The organism is Microbacterium sp. 8M (genome assembly GCF_902506375.1).
In the GTDB taxonomy this organism is placed as follows: domain Bacteria; phylum Actinomycetota; class Actinomycetes; order Actinomycetales; family Microbacteriaceae; genus Microbacterium.
In genome coordinates this window covers 1-18,294 of sequence record NZ_LR733284.1, presented here as the reverse complement: position 1 = coordinate 18,294, position 18,294 = coordinate 1, and the positions used below count along the sequence as shown (strand labels likewise).

General features: G+C 69.2%; 16 protein-coding genes. 5 read left to right on the top strand and 11 right to left on the bottom strand.

From position 1 onward, the window contains the following. The first annotated feature begins 32 nt into the window (after positions 1-32). Complete coding sequence (locus AERO9AM_RS00080) at positions 33-905, top strand: LysR family transcriptional regulator (RefSeq protein WP_159574331.1); 873 nt, start codon at positions 33-35, stop codon at positions 903-905. A 250-nt stretch (positions 906-1,155) separates the two neighbouring features. Here AERO9AM_RS00080 and AERO9AM_RS00075 read toward each other — a convergent pair whose 3' ends face one another. The 5 genes from AERO9AM_RS00075 to AERO9AM_RS00055 all read right to left on the bottom strand — a co-directional run bounded on the left by AERO9AM_RS00075 (position 1,156) and on the right by AERO9AM_RS00055 (position 6,486). Further along, entirely contained in the window at positions 1,156-2,355 is a 1,200-nt protein-coding gene (locus tag AERO9AM_RS00075) for an ADP-dependent glucokinase/phosphofructokinase (RefSeq protein ID WP_159574330.1), read from the bottom strand. 44 nt (positions 2,356-2,399) lie between these two features. Further along, positions 2,400-3,263: a ketose-bisphosphate aldolase gene (locus AERO9AM_RS00070; RefSeq protein WP_159574329.1), complete on the bottom strand. Its 864-nt coding sequence runs from the start codon at positions 3,261-3,263 to the stop codon at positions 2,400-2,402. A gap of 62 nt (positions 3,264-3,325) precedes the next feature. Continuing rightward, entirely contained in the window at positions 3,326-4,180 is an 855-nt protein-coding gene (locus tag AERO9AM_RS00065; RefSeq protein ID WP_159574328.1) for a carbohydrate ABC transporter permease, read from the bottom strand. Between the two features lies 1 nt (position 4,181). Beyond that, positions 4,182-5,114 (bottom strand): carbohydrate ABC transporter permease, encoded by a 933-nt coding sequence (locus tag AERO9AM_RS00060; protein WP_159574327.1) that lies wholly within the window; start codon positions 5,112-5,114, stop codon positions 4,182-4,184. A 79-nt stretch (positions 5,115-5,193) separates the two neighbouring features. Continuing rightward, positions 5,194-6,486 carry an ABC transporter substrate-binding protein gene (locus tag AERO9AM_RS00055; RefSeq protein WP_159574326.1) on the bottom strand — a complete coding sequence of 431 codons (1,293 nt, stop codon included), beginning with the start codon at positions 6,484-6,486 and terminating at the stop codon, positions 5,194-5,196. A 143-nt stretch (positions 6,487-6,629) separates the two neighbouring features. Here AERO9AM_RS00055 and AERO9AM_RS00050 point away from each other — a divergent pair, with 143 nt between their 5' ends. Next, positions 6,630-7,436, top strand: a complete 807-nt coding sequence (locus AERO9AM_RS00050) for a DeoR/GlpR family DNA-binding transcription regulator (RefSeq protein WP_159574325.1) — start codon at positions 6,630-6,632, stop codon at positions 7,434-7,436. Between the two features lie 137 nt (positions 7,437-7,573). Here AERO9AM_RS00050 and AERO9AM_RS00045 read toward each other — a convergent pair whose 3' ends face one another. Genes AERO9AM_RS00045 through AERO9AM_RS00025 form a run of 5 tightly spaced genes read right to left on the bottom strand, consistent with a single transcriptional unit; the run spans position 7,574 to position 12,905 of the window. Then, positions 7,574-8,728, bottom strand: a complete 1,155-nt coding sequence (locus AERO9AM_RS00045) for a serine hydrolase domain-containing protein (protein WP_159574324.1) — start codon at positions 8,726-8,728, stop codon at positions 7,574-7,576. Further along, positions 8,725-9,723, bottom strand: a complete 999-nt coding sequence (locus tag AERO9AM_RS00040) for a family 43 glycosylhydrolase (protein WP_159574323.1) — start codon at positions 9,721-9,723, stop codon at positions 8,725-8,727. The genes AERO9AM_RS00045 and AERO9AM_RS00040 overlap by 4 nt, the downstream gene beginning before the upstream one ends. 4 nt (positions 9,724-9,727) lie before the next feature. Further along, positions 9,728-10,552: a carbohydrate ABC transporter permease gene (locus AERO9AM_RS00035; RefSeq protein ID WP_159574322.1), complete on the bottom strand. Its 825-nt coding sequence runs from the start codon at positions 10,550-10,552 to the stop codon at positions 9,728-9,730. Further along, positions 10,549-11,550: a carbohydrate ABC transporter permease gene (locus AERO9AM_RS00030; protein ID WP_236602425.1), complete on the bottom strand. Its 1,002-nt coding sequence runs from the start codon at positions 11,548-11,550 to the stop codon at positions 10,549-10,551. Before AERO9AM_RS00030 ends, AERO9AM_RS00035 begins: the two co-directional genes overlap by 4 nt. A 2-nt stretch (positions 11,551-11,552) precedes the next feature. Next, on the bottom strand, positions 11,553-12,905 hold the full coding sequence (locus tag AERO9AM_RS00025) for an ABC transporter substrate-binding protein (RefSeq protein WP_236602424.1): 1,353 nt from the start codon (positions 12,903-12,905) through the stop codon (positions 11,553-11,555). A gap of 157 nt (positions 12,906-13,062) precedes the next feature. Here AERO9AM_RS00025 and AERO9AM_RS00020 point away from each other — a divergent pair, with 157 nt between their 5' ends. After that, positions 13,063-14,076 carry a LacI family DNA-binding transcriptional regulator gene (locus AERO9AM_RS00020; protein WP_159574321.1) on the top strand — a complete coding sequence of 338 codons (1,014 nt, stop codon included), beginning with the start codon at positions 13,063-13,065 and terminating at the stop codon, positions 14,074-14,076. Positions 14,077-14,148: 72 nt separating this feature from the next. Here the strand turns inward: AERO9AM_RS00020 and dnaB are convergent, their stop codons facing one another. Further along, positions 14,149-15,534 (bottom strand): replicative DNA helicase, encoded by a 1,386-nt coding sequence (dnaB, locus tag AERO9AM_RS00015; RefSeq protein WP_159574320.1) that lies wholly within the window; start codon positions 15,532-15,534, stop codon positions 14,149-14,151. 589 nt (positions 15,535-16,123) lie between these two features. On the opposite strand from dnaB, the gene AERO9AM_RS00010 reads away from it, so the two are divergent. Both AERO9AM_RS00010 and AERO9AM_RS00005 read left to right on the top strand, forming a co-directional pair. Further along, on the top strand, positions 16,124-17,140 hold the full coding sequence (locus tag AERO9AM_RS00010; RefSeq protein WP_159574319.1) for a hypothetical protein: 1,017 nt from the start codon (positions 16,124-16,126) through the stop codon (positions 17,138-17,140). Positions 17,141-17,230: 90 nt separating this feature from the next. After that, positions 17,231-18,294 (top strand): chaplin family protein (locus AERO9AM_RS00005; protein WP_159574318.1); only part of this gene is annotated, 1,064 nt, incomplete at its 3' end.

Here is an 18,294-nt window from a genome sequence, read left to right as displayed (position 1 = left end):
CCATCGCCATCATCGATGACCGGGGAGGTCGCGTGGACACCCGTCAGGCCGAGTACGCCATCGCCGTCGCGGAGGAATTGAGCTTCACCCGAGCCGCGCAGCGTGTGTACGCCACGCAGTCGACCGTCTCGGCGGGGGTGCGCGCCCTGGAGAAGGAACTGGGCGCAGCACTGTTCGAGCGCGACCAGCGCGGCGTGCGCATCACCGCCGCCGGGGAGGCGGTCCTTCCCGTTCTCCGCGAGCTCGCCGACGCCGAAGCGCGGGCGAGGGCGGCGGCGGATCCGCGGGGAGAGCTGCGGGGACTGCTGCGCATGGGGATGTTCACGAGCATCAGTTCCATGGCGATCCCCCGCGTCATCGGAGCCTTTCACCGCGCGCACCCGCTGGTGGAACTCCGTCTGCGCGGGAACTCGGGCGGATCCGGCGAGCTGGTCGAATCCGTCCGGCGGGGCCGGGTGGATCTCAGCCTCTTCGGACTTCCCGCCGCGGCCGCTCCCGGCCTGGCCGTGCATCGGCTCGCCACGACGCCGTACCGGGTCGTCCTCGCCGAGGAGCACCCCCTCGCGCAACGGGAGGAGATCGGCCTGGCCGAGATCGCCACGGAGCACTTCCTGGACACGCCGGTCGGCTTCGGCAACCGCGATGTCCTCGACTCCGCCCTGGCCGCGCGGGGCATCGTCCGGGACATCCGCGCCGAGGTGACGGAGACAAGCGCCATCCCGGTGTTCGTCGCCACGGGCCTCGGCATCGCCCTTCTTCCGGAGCTGCTCATCCCGCCCATCGACGGCGTCGTGTCCGTGCCGCTCGCCGAGCAGCTCGACTGGGATCTCAGCGTCATCAGCCCCCGCACGCCCAGCGCCCCGGCTGCCGCCCTGATCGAGGATCTCATCGCCGCATACCGCTGAGCGGCAACGCAAGGTGGGCGCGACGTGGATGGCCGGGCACGCGCGGCATGGATGCTCATCCGCGACAGGAGGAGCCGGCCGGTGGCGAGCCGGCCGGGCTCCTCGGCGTTCCACGGCTTGGCGAGTGGCCGGAAGCCTGGGGACCCCCGCATGCGCCGTGGAACCTTCCCGACGCCCAGGTTAGGCGAGAGCCGCAGCGCCCTGCAGGGGCTTGACGACGACGGCGGGAACGGCTAGGCAGCGTCTCGGATCATCCGATCGCCGACCGCTCCCGGGCGAGCGCCGCGAGGAAGCCGCCCACGAAGGTGTCGCCCAGGCCGATGGTCGTGGGCGTCGGGGTGTCGAGGTCGAACGCGGCCACACCCACCGAGTCCGGGAGGGCGGACGCCACTGCCTCGACCACGCCCGCGCCGCCCGCATGGCGCGGCAGGGCGGAGGTGGCGGCGAGATCCGCCGCGTCGTAGCGGTCGCCGAGCCGATAGCGGGTCGCTGCGGCCTCGACCGCGCCGCGCAGCGCCCCGGCAAAGCGCCCCGCGTCGCGTCCCAGGGCGATCGCCCAGAAGCGGGTGTGCACGACGAGCGTGGTGGCGGGGATCAGCCGCTGCGCCTCGCGCAGAGCCGCGACGACCTGCTCGGGCGCGCGCAGTTCGACGCGTCGGCCCAGATACTCCTGCAGTTCGTCCTCGTTCAGGCTGTAGACGTCGATGCGGTCGAGCAGCCCCTCCCGCACCGAGTCCGAGAAGGACCGCTCGTAGAAGCCGGCGTCCTCGTAGAAGACCAGCGCATCGGGCGGGAGCTCCTCCATCGCCGCCCGCAGCTCACTCACCCGGGAGCGGAGCAGCGCGGGATCCTGCATCGTGTTGAACCCGGAGACCAGGAGGATCTGCGCCTCGGCGAGCGCCGTCCGCAGCCCCGGCGCGAGCGCCATCAGACGGTTGGGCGGGTCGTTCGCCAGGATGAGGCGGTTCGCGGCCGGACTGACGAGGTCACGGTCGAGCAGGGTGACCCTCGCTCCCGCGGGGAACTGCACGATGAGGTGCGGATCGAGCGTCTCCTCCGTCGCGGAGGACACGACCGACATCGAGGCGGGCAGCAGCCGGCGCACCGTCTCATCGATGCTGACGAGGTGCTGCACGCTCCCGATCCCCAGACGGTCCAGGACCAGCCCGGCCCGGACACCCGTGCCGCCGAGCGTCGTCTCGTACTCGAAGTGCGCGGCGAACTCCTCGACGAGCGCCGAGGAGGAGACGAACCGCTCCCCGCCCTCCCCCGCCTCGAGGAACGCGAGGATCACGGAGAGCAGGGAGCGCTCGTCGACGATCGGCGCCGTGAGGGACAGGTCGGCGCTCGTCAGCCTGTGCTGCCCGGCCAGACGGGACATGACCTGCGCGTCCCACGCGAGCTCGTAGTCGACGGTTCCGCCGAGCCCCAGCACGATCTGTCCACCCACGACGTCGATCCTCGTCCCTGCCTCGTCCTCGCTGCGATCCAGGCTCAGTACAGCGCTGCCTTGCCGGCCGCGCCGAACAGGTCGATCTTCTCGGCCGCGGTGACCTGCATCGCCGCGATGCAGGCGGGCTGGATCGCGTTCGGCTCGCGGAGGCGCTCGTCCGTCCCGAGGATCTCACGCATCCGGTTGTGATACGAGACCTTGATGTCGCTGGAGATGTTGATCTTGTTCACCCCGAGCTCCACCGCCCGGCGCAGCTCGGCATCCGGGTTGCTGGAGCCGCCGTGCAGCACGAGCGGGATCCCCACCGCCGCCTTGATCTCCTGGAGCAGATCGTGCCGCAGTTCCGGCTTCTTGTCCGCCGGATACAGGCCGTGCGAGGTGCCGATCGCCACAGCCAGGCTGTCGACCCCCGTCGCCTCGACGAACCGGACGGCGTCCTCCGGGTTGGTGTAGATGATCTCCGCGGCCCCGGACTCGCCGTAGCTGTCGTTCGCCCCGATCGTGCCGAGTTCCCCCTCGACCTGGATGCCCGCGGCGTGCGCCGCTTCGACCACCTTGCGGGTGAGGGCGACGTTCTCGTCGAAGGGCTTCATGGAGGCGTCGATCATCACCGAGGTGAAACCCGCCCTGATGGCGACCATCATCTGCTCGAACGTGCCGCCGTGATCCCAATGGATCGCCACCGGCACGGAGGAGCGGTGCGCCCTGGCGTGCATCGCGGGGATGAGATCGGTCGTGACGTGCGCGACCTCGTCGGGGTGGATGGCGATGATGACCGGGGCGTTCTTGGCCTCGCTGATGTCCATGACGCCGTTGAACATCGCCCAGTCGCTGATGTTGAACGCCGGGATGGCGAAGTTCTCGGCGTTGGCGATGTCGAGGATGGACTTGCGGGTGTAGAGCACGGTGCTTCTCCTGTGTCGATGGGATGGATGGGGCGGTGGGCCAGGCGCCGACGGACGCGGGGTCAGTCCTTCACGGCGCCGGAGGCGAGTCCGCCGATGAAGCTGCGCTGGAAGATGAGGAAGAGGATCAGAACCGGGATCGAGCCGAGGATGCTCATCGCCATCATCTGGTTCCACTCGTAGGAGTGCTGCCCCATCAGGAGCTGGATCCCGATGGGCACGGTGCGCATCTCGTCGGTCCTGGTGAGCGTCAGGGCGAAGAGGTACTCGTTCCACGAGATCATGAACGTGTAGACGCCGACGGCGACGATGCCCGGCACCGAGATCGGCACGAGAACCCGCCACAGAGCCGTCCAGGCGGATGCGCCGTCCACCTTCACGGCTTCGTCGAGCTCCTTGGGCAGGGTGTCGAAGTAGGCGGTCATCATGATGATCGCGTAGGGCAGCGTGAACACCATGTGCGTGAGGATCAGTCCGGGATACGTGTTGTACAGGCCGAGGAGCACCATCAGCCCGAAGTACGGGATCACCAGCGTGATCGGCGGAACGGCCTGCACGGCGACGATCACGACGTTGATGATGCGCTTGCCCGGGAAGTCGTAGCGGCTGAATCCGTACGATGCCAGGATCGCGACGAACAGCGTGAGCAGCGTGACCGCGATGGCGACGATGTAACTGTTCATGAAGAACCGCAGCTTGGTCGGATCCGTGAGGATGGCGACGTAGGCGTCGAACGAGAACCCGGACGTGATCAGCTTCGGCGGCTGGGCGAACACCTCGCCGTTCTTCTTGAACGACGTCGAGAGCATCCAGATCACGGGCAGCGCGGCGTACAGCGCGCCCGCGATCAGAGCCGCCCATGCTCCGGTCTTCAGAAGGAGATACCGCGGACCGCGGTGACCGACGACCTTGCTCATCTCAGGCCCTCCTCGTCTGGGAGCGGACATAGAACGCCGCGAGGACCATGGTCAGCAGGAGCACGATGACCGCACTCGCCGCCGCCGCCGAGAAGTCGTAGTTGCTGAACGCCTGCTTGTACGTATAGGTGCTGAGCATCTCGGTGGCGCCGAGGGGGCCGCCGCCCGTGGTCATCCAGATGAGCGCGAACTGCTGCGACGTCCAGATGAGGTCCAGCACGGCCATGCTGACGAGCACGGGCCGCAGCTGCGGCAGGATCACGTACCGGAACCGCTGGCCCCAGTTCGCGCCGTCGACGCGTGCGGCCTCGAACAGCGATTCCGGCACGCCCTGCAGGGCGGCGAGCAGGCTGATCATGAAGAACGGGTACCCGCTCCAGACGTTGATGAAGGTGATCGCACCGAGCGCGGTCGAGGGGTCGGCGAGCCATTGCGTCCCGTGCATCCCGATGCCGAGCGCCGACATCACGGCGTTGGCGACCCCGTAGGGATCCAGGATCAGGCGCCAGACCACCGCGATGACCGCGATCGTGAACAGCCAGGGCAGCACGTAGATCACCCGGAAGACCGCCTTGGTCACGGGACTGAACATCTTGGTGTTCAGGAGCATCGCGAACGCCAGGCCGAGCACCAGATGCACCAGCGTGCTGAGCCCGATGAACCACGCCGTGTTGCCGAGCGCGCCGAGGAACGCCGGATCGGTGATCACCGCCACGTAGTTCGCGAGCCCCACGAAGGCTGAGTCGGGCGTGGTGATGACGTTGTCGAACAGGGAGTAGCCGATGACCATCCCGATCGGGACGACCGCCAGCACCGCGATGAACAGGAGCGTGGGGCCGACGAAGCCGTACGGCGCGAGCCACGCGCCCCTCCGGCTGCTGCGGGCGGCGCCCGGGGGGCGCACCGCGGGGATCAGAGACGTCGAACTGCTCATCGCGGCGTCTCTCCTTTCTGAGGGGGGATGGGGCGGAGCCGTGCCGGCCGATGGGCACGGCTCCGCTGCTCAGCTCGGGTCAGAAGACCGTCGTCCACTGCTGCTGCGTGGCCTTCAGTGCGTCCTCGACGCTCTGTCCGCCGGTGAGCGCCTTCTGCAGCTGCTCGTCGAAGGCGCGCATGAGCTGCTCCGACTTCGGCAGGCCGACGAACTCGTTCGCGGGCGTGCCCTGCTTGTAGATGTCGAAGGCGGTCTTGATGAGCGGATCGCTGTTGCTGAAGTCGGGCGTCGCGTCCTTGTTGCCCGGGAAGCCGTTCGCGAGCGTGCTGACCTTCGCGTTGACGTCCTTGCTCATCAGGAACTTCACGAGCTTGGCCGCCTCCTCCTTGTGCGCGGACTTGTTCGAGACGCCGATGCCCCAGGAGGCATAGGGGATCCCGCGCTTGCCGTCGAATCCGTCCTTCGCGGGGATCGCGGCCACGGTGAACTTCAGGTTCGGGTTGTTCTTCTTGATCAGGTTGACGTGCGCGAGGGAGTCGATCATCATCCCGACCTGACCGTTGGCGAAGTTCTCGACCTTGTCCTGCTCCTTCATCGTGAGCGCGCCCGGGAGCACGGCGTCGGCGTCGTAGACGCTCTTGACGAAGTCCACACCGCTCTTCACGTCGGCGTTCGTGACGGCGGGCTTGCCGTCTTCGAGCATCGAGCCGCCCGAGGCCCACACCCACGACATGACGTCGTTCTGCACGCCGTTCGGCACGGCGGTGTCCAGCGGCAGCACCCAGCCCTTGACGTTCCCGCCCGTGCCGGAGATCTTCTTGGCCGCGTCGAGGAACTCCGAGCGCGTCTGGGGAACGCCGTCGACGCCGGCCTTGGCCAGAAGGTCCTGGTTGACGAACATCGGGTACACGAAGTTGACCACGGGGATCATGTAGGTCTTGCCGTTCAGCGCGACGGTGCTCGCGAGCTCCGACTCCGGCAGCCCGACCTTCTTCATCAGCGGCGCGAGGTCAGCGATGGCGCCCTGCTTCGCGAAGTCGCTGACCCAGGCGCCGTCGAGTCCGACTACGTCGGGCAGCTGTCCGGAGGCCGCCGCGGAGACGAGCTGCTGCTGGGTCGAGGCGTACGGGGCGCTCAGCAGCTTGACGGAGATGTTCGGGTTCTCCTTCTCGAACTGCTTCATCAGGGCGGCCAGCTCGCCGGAGGGCAGCTCGGGCTCCCACCACTGCGCGAACTCGAGCGTGACCTTGCCGCCGCTCTCCGCGTTCGACGTGCTCGGGGCGCAGCCGGCCGTCGCAAGAAGGGTCAGGGCCGCGGCTGCGGCAACGAGGGCCTTCGGGCCGAATCCTCGCCCTCGCCTCTCAGGGTTCATGTCCAACTCCTCATCGAGATTGATACCGCCGGGTTCGCAATGTTTTGCGACTTTTTGCGGCTTTTCGCCAGATTATGCTGTTACGGTCGGAGAGTCAAGCCGTTATGTGCTTGATTGGCCTCGACGATGCCTAGGATGGATACATGGACGCAGGCTCAGAACCGAAGCGCCGCCTCCCGGCCGGCCGCAAGGCCGACCTGGCCACCTACGTGGAGCAGGCGGGGCAGGTCACGGTCCTCGATCTCGCCGCGCACTTCGGGGTGTCGATCGACACCATCCGGCGGGACCTGGACCAGCTCGACCGCGAGGGGATCCTGATCCGCACGCACGGCGGGGCGATCAGCGCCACCGACCGGCACACGCGGGATCGCGCGCTCGACGAGCGACTGCGGATGCAGGTGGCCGAGAAGGAGCAGATCGCGGCCATCGCCGCCGGCCTGGTGGAGGACGGCAGCGTCATCATGCTCAACGCGGGCACGACCACGCTGGCGGTCGCCCGCGCCCTGCGCAACCACCGCGACCTCACCATCGCGACCAATAACCTCCGCATCCCGGCCGAGATCTCCCCCACGGCCTTCCGCGACCTGTACGTGTTCGGCGGAGCCGTGCGCTCGATCACGCAGGCGACCACCGGCCCGGTCTCGTTCGCCGTCAACGCGGGCGCCGCCGACGTCGACATCCGCTGCGATCTGGCCCTGATCGCCGTCGGAGCCATGGACGAGAACGGCTTCTCGACGACCAACCTGGGCGATGCGGCGATGATGACGGAGATGATCGGCAAGGCCGAGCGGACCGCGATCCTCGCCGACTCGTCGAAGATCGGCCGACGCCTGTTCGCGCAGATCGCGACCCTCGATCGCGTGGACTACCTGATCACGGACGCTCCGCTCGCGAGCGAGTACGCCGCAGCCCTCGCCCAGGCAGGCGTCAGGGTGCTCACTCCGGCCTGAGGCGCGCCCGGCCACGCTGAGCGCGCGGGGCGTGCCTTCGCTCGGCGCGCCCGGACGAACGGCCTGGATGAAATCAGCGCCGGGACCTGCACCCTGTATCGGCTGCGGCGATCAGAAGCTGCTCCGGAGGGCGTCGATCAGAAGCTGCGCCGGAGGGCGTCGACGAGGGTCGTGGCACGGTCGTCCGCGCCCGCCTCCATCCAGTTGGTCACGAACGCGAAGCCCACCCGGGCGTCGCGGTCGGCGAAGGAGACCTGACCGCCGGCGCCGTCGTGACCGAAGCTCGATCCGCCGAGGTAGCGTCGCGCCTCCGAGTCGAGCTGGAAGCCACGGGCCCATCGGGGCCAGGGCCCGTCGGTCGGAAACACCGGAGCACCGCCGCTCATCGGGATCAGCGCCCGGTCGAGCACCGCGTCGTCGAGCAGGCGCACGCCGTCGGTCTCCGCGACGGTCGCCGACCAGAATGCGCTCAGCGCATCGGCCGTGGCGATGCCGCCGGCCCCGGGGATCTGCGCCGCCTGCACCCGTGGATCGTTGAACCCGCCGTGCGGGGTCACCAGCGCCGCGGGAAAGGCGCCGCCCAGCGTCATCGCCCGCGGCGTCCACGGGGATTCCGCCGCTTCGAGCTGCCGCCCGGCCTCCTGCTGGCTCTCCGAGGCCTGCAGATGGGCGACGCGGGAGCGCTGGGCGTCGGGCAGACCGATCCAGATCCCGTCCGACCAGGGCTCCGCGAGACGGGCGAGGTACTCGCCGGGCAGCTGCCCCGTCACCCGACGCACGAGCTCGCCGGCGAGCCAGCCGTGGGTGATCGCGTGGTAGGCGTAGCCGGTGCCGGGCTGCCACAGCGGCTCCTGCGCGGCGAGCGCGGCCGTGACGAACGACCAGTCGAGCGCCTGTTCCAAGGCGAGCGGGTTGCGGAAGGCGGAGAGTCCGGCGCGATGGGCGAGCAGATCGGCGACCGTCACCTGGGCCTTGCCCGCTGTAGCGAACTCCGGCCAGTACCGCGCGACCGGCTGCTCGTAGTCCAGGAGACCGTCCTGCACCAGCCGGGCGATCAGCACCGAGCTCACGCCCTTGGTGCACGAGAAGATCACGGAGGCGGTGTCCTCGCGCCACGGGGTCGCGCGCTGCTTGTCGGCGACGCCGCCCCACAGGTGCACCACCCGACGGCCGTCGACGCGGATCGTCAGACCGGCGCCCATCGTAGGCCGGCCGGCGAAGGCGGCCGCGAACGCGTCGGCGACCTGCTCGTACCCGGTCTCCGTGGAGCCCCGGATCTCGGTCTGCGTCATGACGTCTCCTGTTCCTGGTAGGTCTGGTGCTCAGTCGGCCGCGCATCGGCGAGGCGGGGGGTGGGGCCCGTCTGCTCCAGCGCGAGCGGATCCGTGAGGCGCCCGGCGAAGCTGCCGCCCGATCCGGCGTTCTCGAAGGCGAGCAGCCAGGGGGTGCCGGCGCGATCCGTGACCACGCGGCCCGCGTAGTGGCGTTCGTCCGCGAGCAGTTCTGCCCGGTCGAGGTCGTACGGCCCCGTGGGCGAGGCTGCGGGGGCGATCCAGATGCCGCCTCGTCCGCCGTGGCGTTCACCGGCGAGATGGGCCGCGTCGCAGGAGAACAGCAGCCAGTCGCGCCCGCCCAGGCGCACCGGCTGCGGCACCTCCAGGTGCGCGAACCCGGCACCGGGCTCGGTGAGCGGCGGACCGATGCGCCACTCGGAGAGGTCGTCCGATCGGGCGTGTCCGACGACACCGCGGTCGCGCCTGGTGGCACCCGTGCGCGACCGCGCGGTCACGAGCATGTGCCACCCGTCGCCGTCGGGATCTCGGAACACCCACGGGTCGCGCCACGCCTCCTCGTGCCACGTCTCGTCGGACAGGAGCTCGTACCACCGCGGATCGGCCGAGAGCCGCACCTCGGGCAGCTTGTGCCAGCTGAACAGGTCGTCCGATCGGGCGACCCCCACGGTCTCGACGTTCGCGATCTCGTTCGGCGCGAGGAACCTCGAGCCCGTGTAGAACATCCGCCAGGATCCGTCGTCGGCGCGGATCACGCTCCCGGTCCAGGTCGCCGAGGCGTCCATCTCCCCCGGCTCGCCGGGGATCAACGCGACGCCGTGGTCGGTCCACTCGACGAGGTCGCGGGAGGTGGCGTGCCCGATGCGGGCGTTGCGATGCCGGAGATCCGGGTCGCCGAGCGACATCGGGGCGTGCAGATAGAAGAGGTGGAAGAGCGCGCCGTCGTCGGCGACCCAGAAGTCCCAGACCCAGTGATCCCGTGTGCTGAACCCCATCCCGTCAGCCCTTGACCGCGCCCTGGATCAGCGCCTTGATGAACTGGCGCTGGAAGATCACGAAGATCAGGACGGTGGGAAGGATGATGATCAGCGCGCCCGCGTTCAGCAGCGGGATGCTCAGGCTGTATTGCCCCTGGAAGAACGTGAGCGCCCCCGCGACGGTGCGCTGCAGCGGGTCGGAGACGAGCACGACCGGCAGCAGGAACTGGTTCCACGTCCACAGGAAGAGCAGGATCGCCAGCGCCGACATCGCCGGCCGCGCGAGCGGCAGCTGGATGTGCCTCAGCTCCTGCCACATGCCGGCGCCGTCCATGCGGGCGGCCTCGGCGAGCTCCTCGGGCACGCCGACGAAGTGCGCCCGCATCCAGAACACGCTGAACGGCATGAACAGCCCGATGAGGGGGAGGATGATCGCCCACTGGGTGTTGAGCACGTTGAGCGACTGCATCTCGTAGTACAGCGGGATGATGATCGCCTCGAACGGGATCGTCAGCCCGAGCACGAAGAGGATGAGCAGGGCCCGCGAGCCGCGCATCCTGATGCCGCCGAGCGCGTAGCCGGCGAGCGACGCGACGATCAGGCTGATCGGCACCACGCCCAGCACGACGAGCGCGCTCGAGCCGAGGAGCTCCCAGACGTGCCCGGTGTTGAACGCCTCGACGAAGTTCCCCCACTGGGGATCCGACGGCCAGGCGAGCCCGGTCGGGTTCACGTCGGCCGGCTGCAGAGCGGCCGACACCATGTTCAGCAGAGGGATGACGGTGAGCACGAGGACCAGGACGAGGAGCACTCGCCCCGTCCACTTCTCGATCGGGTTGACGATCATTTGTCGCGGACTTTCGAGAGACGCTGGATCGGGAGGACCACCGCGAGCACGAGGATCATCAGGACGATCCCGAAGGCGGAGGCGAGGCCCACCTCGCTCTGGGTGAAGCCGATCCGGTAGATGGAGATGCCCGGCACGAGAGTGGCCCGTCCGGGGCCGCCGAGGGTGGTGGTGTAGATGATGTCGAAGCTGCTCAGCGCGGCGATGATCGTGATGGTCACGAGCACGGCGAGCTCCTGGCGCAGCCCCGGGATGGTGATGGTGAAGAACTCGCGCCACCATCCCGCGCCGTCCAGGCGGGCCGCCTCGTACAGCGAGACGTCGATCTTGCCGATGCCGGTCAGCAGCAGCACGGTGCACAGCCCCGTGAGGGTCCACGAGCCGATCAGGCCCACCGCCGGCAGCGCCGTCTGATAGTCGCCGAGCCAGGGGCGCGCGAGCCCGCCCAGCCCGATCCAGCCGAGGATCTGGTTGACCGCGCCCGTCTGGGCGTACATCCACGACCACGCGATGCCGGCGGCGGCGAGCGGGATGATCTGCGGCAGGAACAGGATCGTCTGCGATGCGCTCGAGAAGAAGCCGGCGCGCACCGAGCGGATCAGCGTGGCGAGGACGAGCCCCGCCGTCACCGGGATGACGGTGAAGAACGCGATCAGGACGAAGGCGTTGCGGATCGCCCCGAGCAGATCCGGATCCGTGAAGACCGTGAGGTAGTTCGCCAGACCGACCCAGGTCGAGGGGCCGATGCCGTTCCAGTCGTAGAACGAGTACTGGACGCCCTGGACCAGGGGCCAGAGCACGAACGCCGCGTAGAAGAACAGCGCCGGGGCGACGAGCACCCAGCCGATCCGGCCGGACCGCCCACCCGTCCCACGACGGACGGGCGGGCGGCCGGTCGGCTCCGCGGCGGCCTCGCGGGCGAGGTCGCGAGCCACCCGTCGTGCCGACAGGGCGGGGTAGGTCGTGTCCCCGCCCGAGCGAGACCGCGTGGAGGTCATGGCTACTTCTTCACTTCCTGGGCGTAGAACGCCTGCACCTTGTCGACGTACTCCTGACCCGAGATCTGGGAGGTCACGAGCAGCTGCGATTCGGGGATGATCGCTCCGGCGTAGATGCCGGCCGTGGTGTTCGCCATGAAGTCGACCTGGCCGTCCTCCTTGGCGACCTGCGCGGCCGCCGCGAGGACCTGCTCGGTGATCGATCCCTTCTCCACCTTCGGCTGCGCCTGCGACGGGTCGCCGCCGGGGGCCGCCCCGGTGACGTCGACGACGATCTGACGCGCCTTGTCGTTCGTGTGCACCCAGTTGAGGAAGTACGCCACCTCGTTGAGGTGCGTGGACTTGGCCGCGGCGGAGAACGAGTTCGCGGCGCCCATCGCGACGTGCGTGCCGCCCTTCTCGGCCGGCGGGACGAGGAAGAAGGTCAGATCCTTGCCGAGCTTCTTCGCGTAGTTCGTCGCCTCCCAGTTGCCGTTGAACGTGAACACGCCGCCGTCGTCCTGGAAGCGGCTGACGAAGGAGAAGTAGTCGAGGGCGTTGATGTCCGACGGGAAGTAGCCCGCATCTGCCCAGCTGCGGATCAGCTCAGCGCCCTTGACGTTGCCGGGCGTGCTGAAGCTGGCCCCCGGCTTGTTGAACATCCAGTCGAGGAACTGCTGCTTGTCGGCGTACTGGTTCATCGCGGCCTGCACGGCGAAGTTGACGACGCCGTCCTTGTCGCCCTCGACCAGAGGCGCGATGCCGGCGGCCTTGGCCTTCGCGAAGTCCTCCTCGAGCTCGGCGAGCGTCTCGGGCGGCGCGCTGATGCCGGCCTGCTGCGCGAGCTTCGTGTTCATGAAGATCCCGGTCACGCTGTAGCCGAGGCCGAGCTGGTACAGCGATCCGCTCCCGCGGACCCCCTCGGCCGTCATCCGCAGCGGGGCGAGCTGCGCCGGCGACCACTTGTCCCAGCCGTAGGCGGTGAAGTACGGATCGAGGTTCGCGACGAGGCCGTCCTTTACCGTGTCGCCCAGGGTGGGGAGCCGGATGAGGTCGGGCGGCGTGGAGCTCGCGAGCAGCTTCGGCGCGTTCGCGGTGAGGTTCTGGAACGTGTCGCGGGTGATCTTGAACGTGATGTTCGGGTGCTGCTTGGTGAACTCCTTGGTGAGCTCGTCCGTCAGCGGGAAGCCGGTCTCATCGGCGATCGTGAGCTGGACCTTGTCCTTCGTCAGCTCGGTGCTGACCTCGGTCGCAGCGGTCGCGCCGCCGGTCGACGAACCGGGCGCGCACGCCGTGAGGGCGATGGCGGCGAGCGAGGCGATCACGGCGACGCTCGTTGCGCCGCGCACCCGTCTTCCCCGTGCAGATGCGGACATGCAGAGACTCCTTTGTCGTGGGAGCAACACTCCCGATTCCCTTTGCTGAAAGCTTTCAGCGGGCCAATCCTGAACCAACTCGCGTACGTTTGTCAACTGCAGGCCGACGAGCCGGGTCGGGCACGGCCACCGCACGCAGACAAGGAGGAGGTTCTCGATGCTGAGCAGGCGCGTGACCCTGACCGATGTCGCCAAGAAGGCCGGCCTGTCCGTCTCCGCGGCCTCCATGATCCTGAACGGCAGGCCCGACACCCGCCTCTCCCAGGAGGCGCACGACCGCGTGCACGCCGCGGCCGCCGAGCTCGGATACCGTCCCAACGTCGCCGCCCGCGGACTCAAGACCAACAAGACGCAGACGATCGCCTTCATCTCGGATGTCGTCGCGACCACCCGATTCGCATCAGGGCTCATCAAGGGCGCCCTGTCGGCGGCAGAGGCGGCCGGGCACGTCATGATGGTGCTCGAGACCGGCGGCGAGCCCAAGCGCGAGACCGAGGCGATCGGCGCCGCACTCGACCGGCAGGTGGACGGCATCGTCTTCGCAGCCATGCGCGCGCGGGAGCTCTTCCTCCCCGACATGCGCATCGAGACGCCCGCAGTGATGCTGAACGCCACCAACAGCCGCTTCCCCCACTCCGTGCTCCCCGACGAGTACCGCGGAGGGCGCGCCGCGATCCAGGTGCTCATGGACGCGGGGTTCCGCGACGGCATCGCCCTGCTCGGCCAGAGCGAGGCGAAGGAGAGGGAACTGTTCCGCTCGGCCACGGTCGCCCAGCGCGTCGCCGGGATCCGCGAGGCGATGGCCGACCAAGATCTGGAGTTCGTGGCGGAAGTCTCGGTGTGGCTGTGGGAGCCGGACGAGGGCTACCAGGCCACGAAACGCCTGCTGAGGCAGAAGAACCCGCCCCGTGCGATCGTCGCCATGAACGACAGGCTCGCGTTCGGCGCCTACCAGGCGGCCGGTGAGCTCGGGGTGCGCATCCCGGAGGATCTGTCGATCGTGTCCTTCGACAACGACGAGATCGCCGCCTATCTCCGGCCGGGCCTGACCACGGTAGCTCTCCCCCACGAGGCGATGGGCTCCCGCGCGGTGGACCTTATCCTGCACCCCGAGCCCGCGACCGAGTCGTTGATCCCGATGCCGGTCGTCATGCGCGACTCGGTTCGCTGAACCGGGATGACGCGCTCTGGCAGCGCCTGCCCATCCTGCGGTGGCTCCCGATCCTGCGCTGACTTTGCTGCGTCAGTGGAAGTCGCCGCCGCCCTGGAAGTCGCTGGCCATGTCGGCGAAGCGGGAGAAGTGGCCCTGGAAGGCGACCTGGATGGTGGCGGTGGGGCCGTTACGGTGCTTGGCGACGATGAGGTCGGCCTCGCCCGGGCGCACGTCCTTGTCGTAGACCGAATCGCGGTGCAGCAGGATCACCATGTCGGCGTCCTGCTCGATGGATCCCGATTCACGCAGGTCGCTGATGGCGGGCTTCTTGTCCTGTCGCTGCTCGGGGCCACGGTTCAGCTGCGAAAGCGCGATCACCGGCACCTGCAGCTCCTTCGCCAGCAGCTTCAGGGCGCGGGAGAACTCCGAGACCTCCTGCTGACGCGACTCGACGCGCTTGCCGCTCGTCATCAGCTGCAGGTAGTCGATGATGACCATCTTCAGCCCGGCGCGCTGCTTGAGCCGACGGCACTTGGCGCGGATCTCGACGAGCGTCATGTTCGGGCTGTCGTCGATGTACAGCGGGGCGTCGTTGATGCGCCCGCGCGTCGCGGCGACCGTGGTCCAGTCGCGCTGGTCGAGGGTTCCCTTGCGCAGGTTCTGCAAAGGCACGGCGCCCTCGGCGCTGAGCAGACGCATGGCGATCTCCGCCTTGCCCATCTCGAGCGAGAAGAAGATCGACGGCTGGTTGTGGCCGATCGATGCCGCACGCGCGAAGTCGAGCGCGAGCGTGGACTTTCCCATCGCGGGTCGCGCGGCGACGACGATCATCTGTCCGCCGTGCAGGCCGTTGGTCAGCTCGTCGAGCTCGCGGAAGCCGGTGGGCACACCGGTCATGGATCCGTCCCGGCCGCTGGCCGCCTCGATCTCCTCGACGGCCGCGTCGACGGCGACGGTGAGCGGCACGTAGTCCTCGGCCTGCTCGGTGCCGGTGACGGAGTAGATCTCGGCCTGCGCGCTGTTGACCAGGTCGACCGCATCGCCCTGGCCGTCGTAGCCCATCTGCACGATGCGGGTACCGGCGTCGACGAGCTTGCGCAGGATCGCGCGCTCCGACACGATTCCGGCGTAGAACCCGGCGTTCGCCGCGGTCGGCACGATCGAGGTGAGCGAGTGCAGGTAGTCGGCACCGCCGGCCCGAGACAGGTTGCCGTTCTTGATGAGCTCGTCGGTGACGGCGATGACGTCGGTGGGCTCGCCGTGCGAGTACAGCGAGAGGATCGCGTCGAAGATCAGCTCGTGCTTGGGGATGTAGAAGTCGGATCCGCGCAAGGACTCGATGACATCGGCGACCGCGTCCTTCGAGAGCAGCATGCCGCCGAGCGTGGACTGCTCAGCCATGAGATCGTGCGGAGGCGTCCGCTCCGGACCCCGCTCGCCACCGAGCCGCTCTTCCGCGATATCCGCGATCGACACATGCGCCCCCTTCTCCTACCCCGCCGGCGTCGCCATCCCGGTCGGCACCCGGTCTCGCGGAGCTCATCTCCCCGCGCGCACATCGCATCACGGACCACCGACATCGGGTTGCTGGACAACGCTACCCGTACGCGCGAGAGGCCTGTGGATAACTATGTGGAGGGATTGCGAGAAAGTCCGGAGAGTCTGTGCAGAACGCCTGGGGATAACTGTGGGGACTGCGGAGCATCTGAACTTTTTTCTGTTCACTGATCAGGCAGTTCCTGTTTCCTCACCCTGTGGATGAGAATCTGTTTAAAGTCCCTCTTTAAGGTTCACGCAGCGTTGTGTGGATGTGTACAACTCAGTGGAGACAGCGCATGAGGGGACCCGTTTGTCAAGTCAGCCGTTCGGCGGGAGTGGCGCCGCTCAGATGAGCAGCAGGGGCCGCCGGAAGCGCTCACGCTCGCAGGTATCGAGAGCCCAGCAACGCGGTGGATCCACCGCCGAAGAAATCGAACAGGCCCTGGACGGGCGTCGCTGCAAGGCGTACAGTCTGCGCCAAGAAAACGTGGGGGGTCGGGACAGCGGCGTTCTGGGGGTGATGCACGTGGACGGGATCGTTTCCAGCGGTCGCCGGCTTCGTGCGAGCCTGCTCGGGGGCGCCTGCCTCGCGCTCGGATGGGCGGCGCTCTCCGTGATCCTCGGATCGTCGTCGGCGCACGCGGATGACGGCAGCGGACTGCTCGACGGAGCCGCGGGGCTCCTCAGCGATACCGGCTCGTCCGCGGTGTCCGTGGTCGACAGCACGCTCCGTGCGGCCACCGGAATCGACCCTGCCGCACCAACCGCCGAGCCGGACGCGGTGCCGGTCGCGACCGATCTGGTCGGATCGGCGGCGTCCGCGATCGCGGAGACGGCGCAGCCCGTCGCCGACGTCGTCCCGCCGGATCCGGCCACGTCGCCGTCCGAGGGGGTGGCGGACACCGTCGGCATGGTCGCGCACGACGTCCCCGACGCGCTGGCCTCGGTGTCGACCGGACTCGGGTCCGGAGAGCTCGCCGCCGTCACCACGCCCGTGGTCGACGTCGTCACCGCATTGCCCGTCGTCGGCGACGTCATCGCACCGCTCGGCGTCGGGACCGCGATCGGCGGACTCGTCGGCACGATCGACGATCTCACCGGATCCCTCGCTCCGATCGTGGGCATCGATCCGGGCACCGGCCCCACGCGCTCCCCTGCCGCGACCCCTCCGTCCTCAGGGCCGGTGGCGGTCGCCGCCGACCCGTCCGTGGTCGGCTCGGCACCGCCGGGAGCAGCCTCGCGATGGCAGTCGGCCCGCGGGCCATCGATCATGACGCTCCCCCGCGCTGCGCTGCTCAGCACCGCGGACTCGCCGCCGGGCTCTCCGAAGGCGCCGGATCCGGTGCTGCCCGAGCCGTGGGCCGCACCGGTCGGCACGGGGTCCTCGCCATCGGCGGGCGCTGCTGCGGGTGCGCCGGCGTGGTTCGCCCCTTGCCCGGCCTCGTTCGTCTTCCCGTCGCCCGCCGACGCGCCGACCGGCGCCGCGGACGACGACGCACTGCCGCCCTCGCCGGTGTTCCCCACCGACGTCTCTCCTGACTGAGTCGATCAATGCTGCCCCGCTGTGGGCAGCGGAAGCCGCGCGCTCACGCGCGCCCTCAACCCATCGACTCTCGACGTCAGGAGCAACATCATGCGCACTTTCGTGAAGCATGCCCTCTGGGGCACGCTCATCGCCGGCGGGATCACCCTGCTCGGCGCGTCGGCAGCGAACGCCGCCGACAACACCTCCGGGGACGACGCGATCGGATCCGGCACCCAGATCGTCGCACCCGTATCGGTCCCGGTCACTGTGACCGGCGACGCGATCTCGGTGCTGGGCCTGTCCGCCTCCACCGGCTCGGCCACCGCCGCACCGGTGAGCGCTCCGGCACCGGCCGCCACCACGTCCGGCGACGACGGCATCGGATCCGGCACCCAGGTGGTGGCTCCGGTGACCGCGCCGATCACGGTCACGGACGACGCCATCGCCGTCCTCGGCGCCGCGGACAGCACCTCGACCGCACCTGCGGCTTCGACCGCACCGGCTACGGCTCCCGCGGCGAGCACGAGTGGCGACGACGCGATCCTCGGGGGCACGCAGATCGTGGCGCCCATCACCGCCCCGGTCACCGTCGGCGGCAACGCGATCTCCGTCCTCGGCGAAAGCACCGCCACCACCGGATCCGGCACCGCCAGCGGAGGCACCGGCAGCGGCACCACCGGCCCGTCCGGCCCGTCCACCAGCGGCGACGACGGCGTGCTCTCGGGCACCCAGATCGTGGCGCCCGTCACGGCCCCGATCACAGTCGGCGGCAACGCGATCTCCGTCCTCGGCGAAAGCACCACCACCGGATCCGGCACCGCCAGCGGTGGCACCAGCAGCGGCACCACCGGCCCGTCCACCAGCGGCGACGACGGCGTGCTCTCGGGCACCCAGATCGTGGCGCCCGTCACCGCCCCGATCACGGTCGGCGGCAACGCCATCTCCGTCCTCGGCGAAAGCACCGCCACCACCGGAGGCACCAGCGGCCCCGCGAGCGGCGGCAGCGCCGGGGCTCCCGGGGCGACGACCTCGGGGAACGGATCGGTCCTCGGCGGCACGCAGATCGTGCTGCCGGTGACCGCGCCGATCACGATCGGCGGCAACGCCATCAGCGTCAGCGGCACCAGCACCGTCACGCCTGGAACCCCGGGAACCCCTGGAACCCCCGGCAC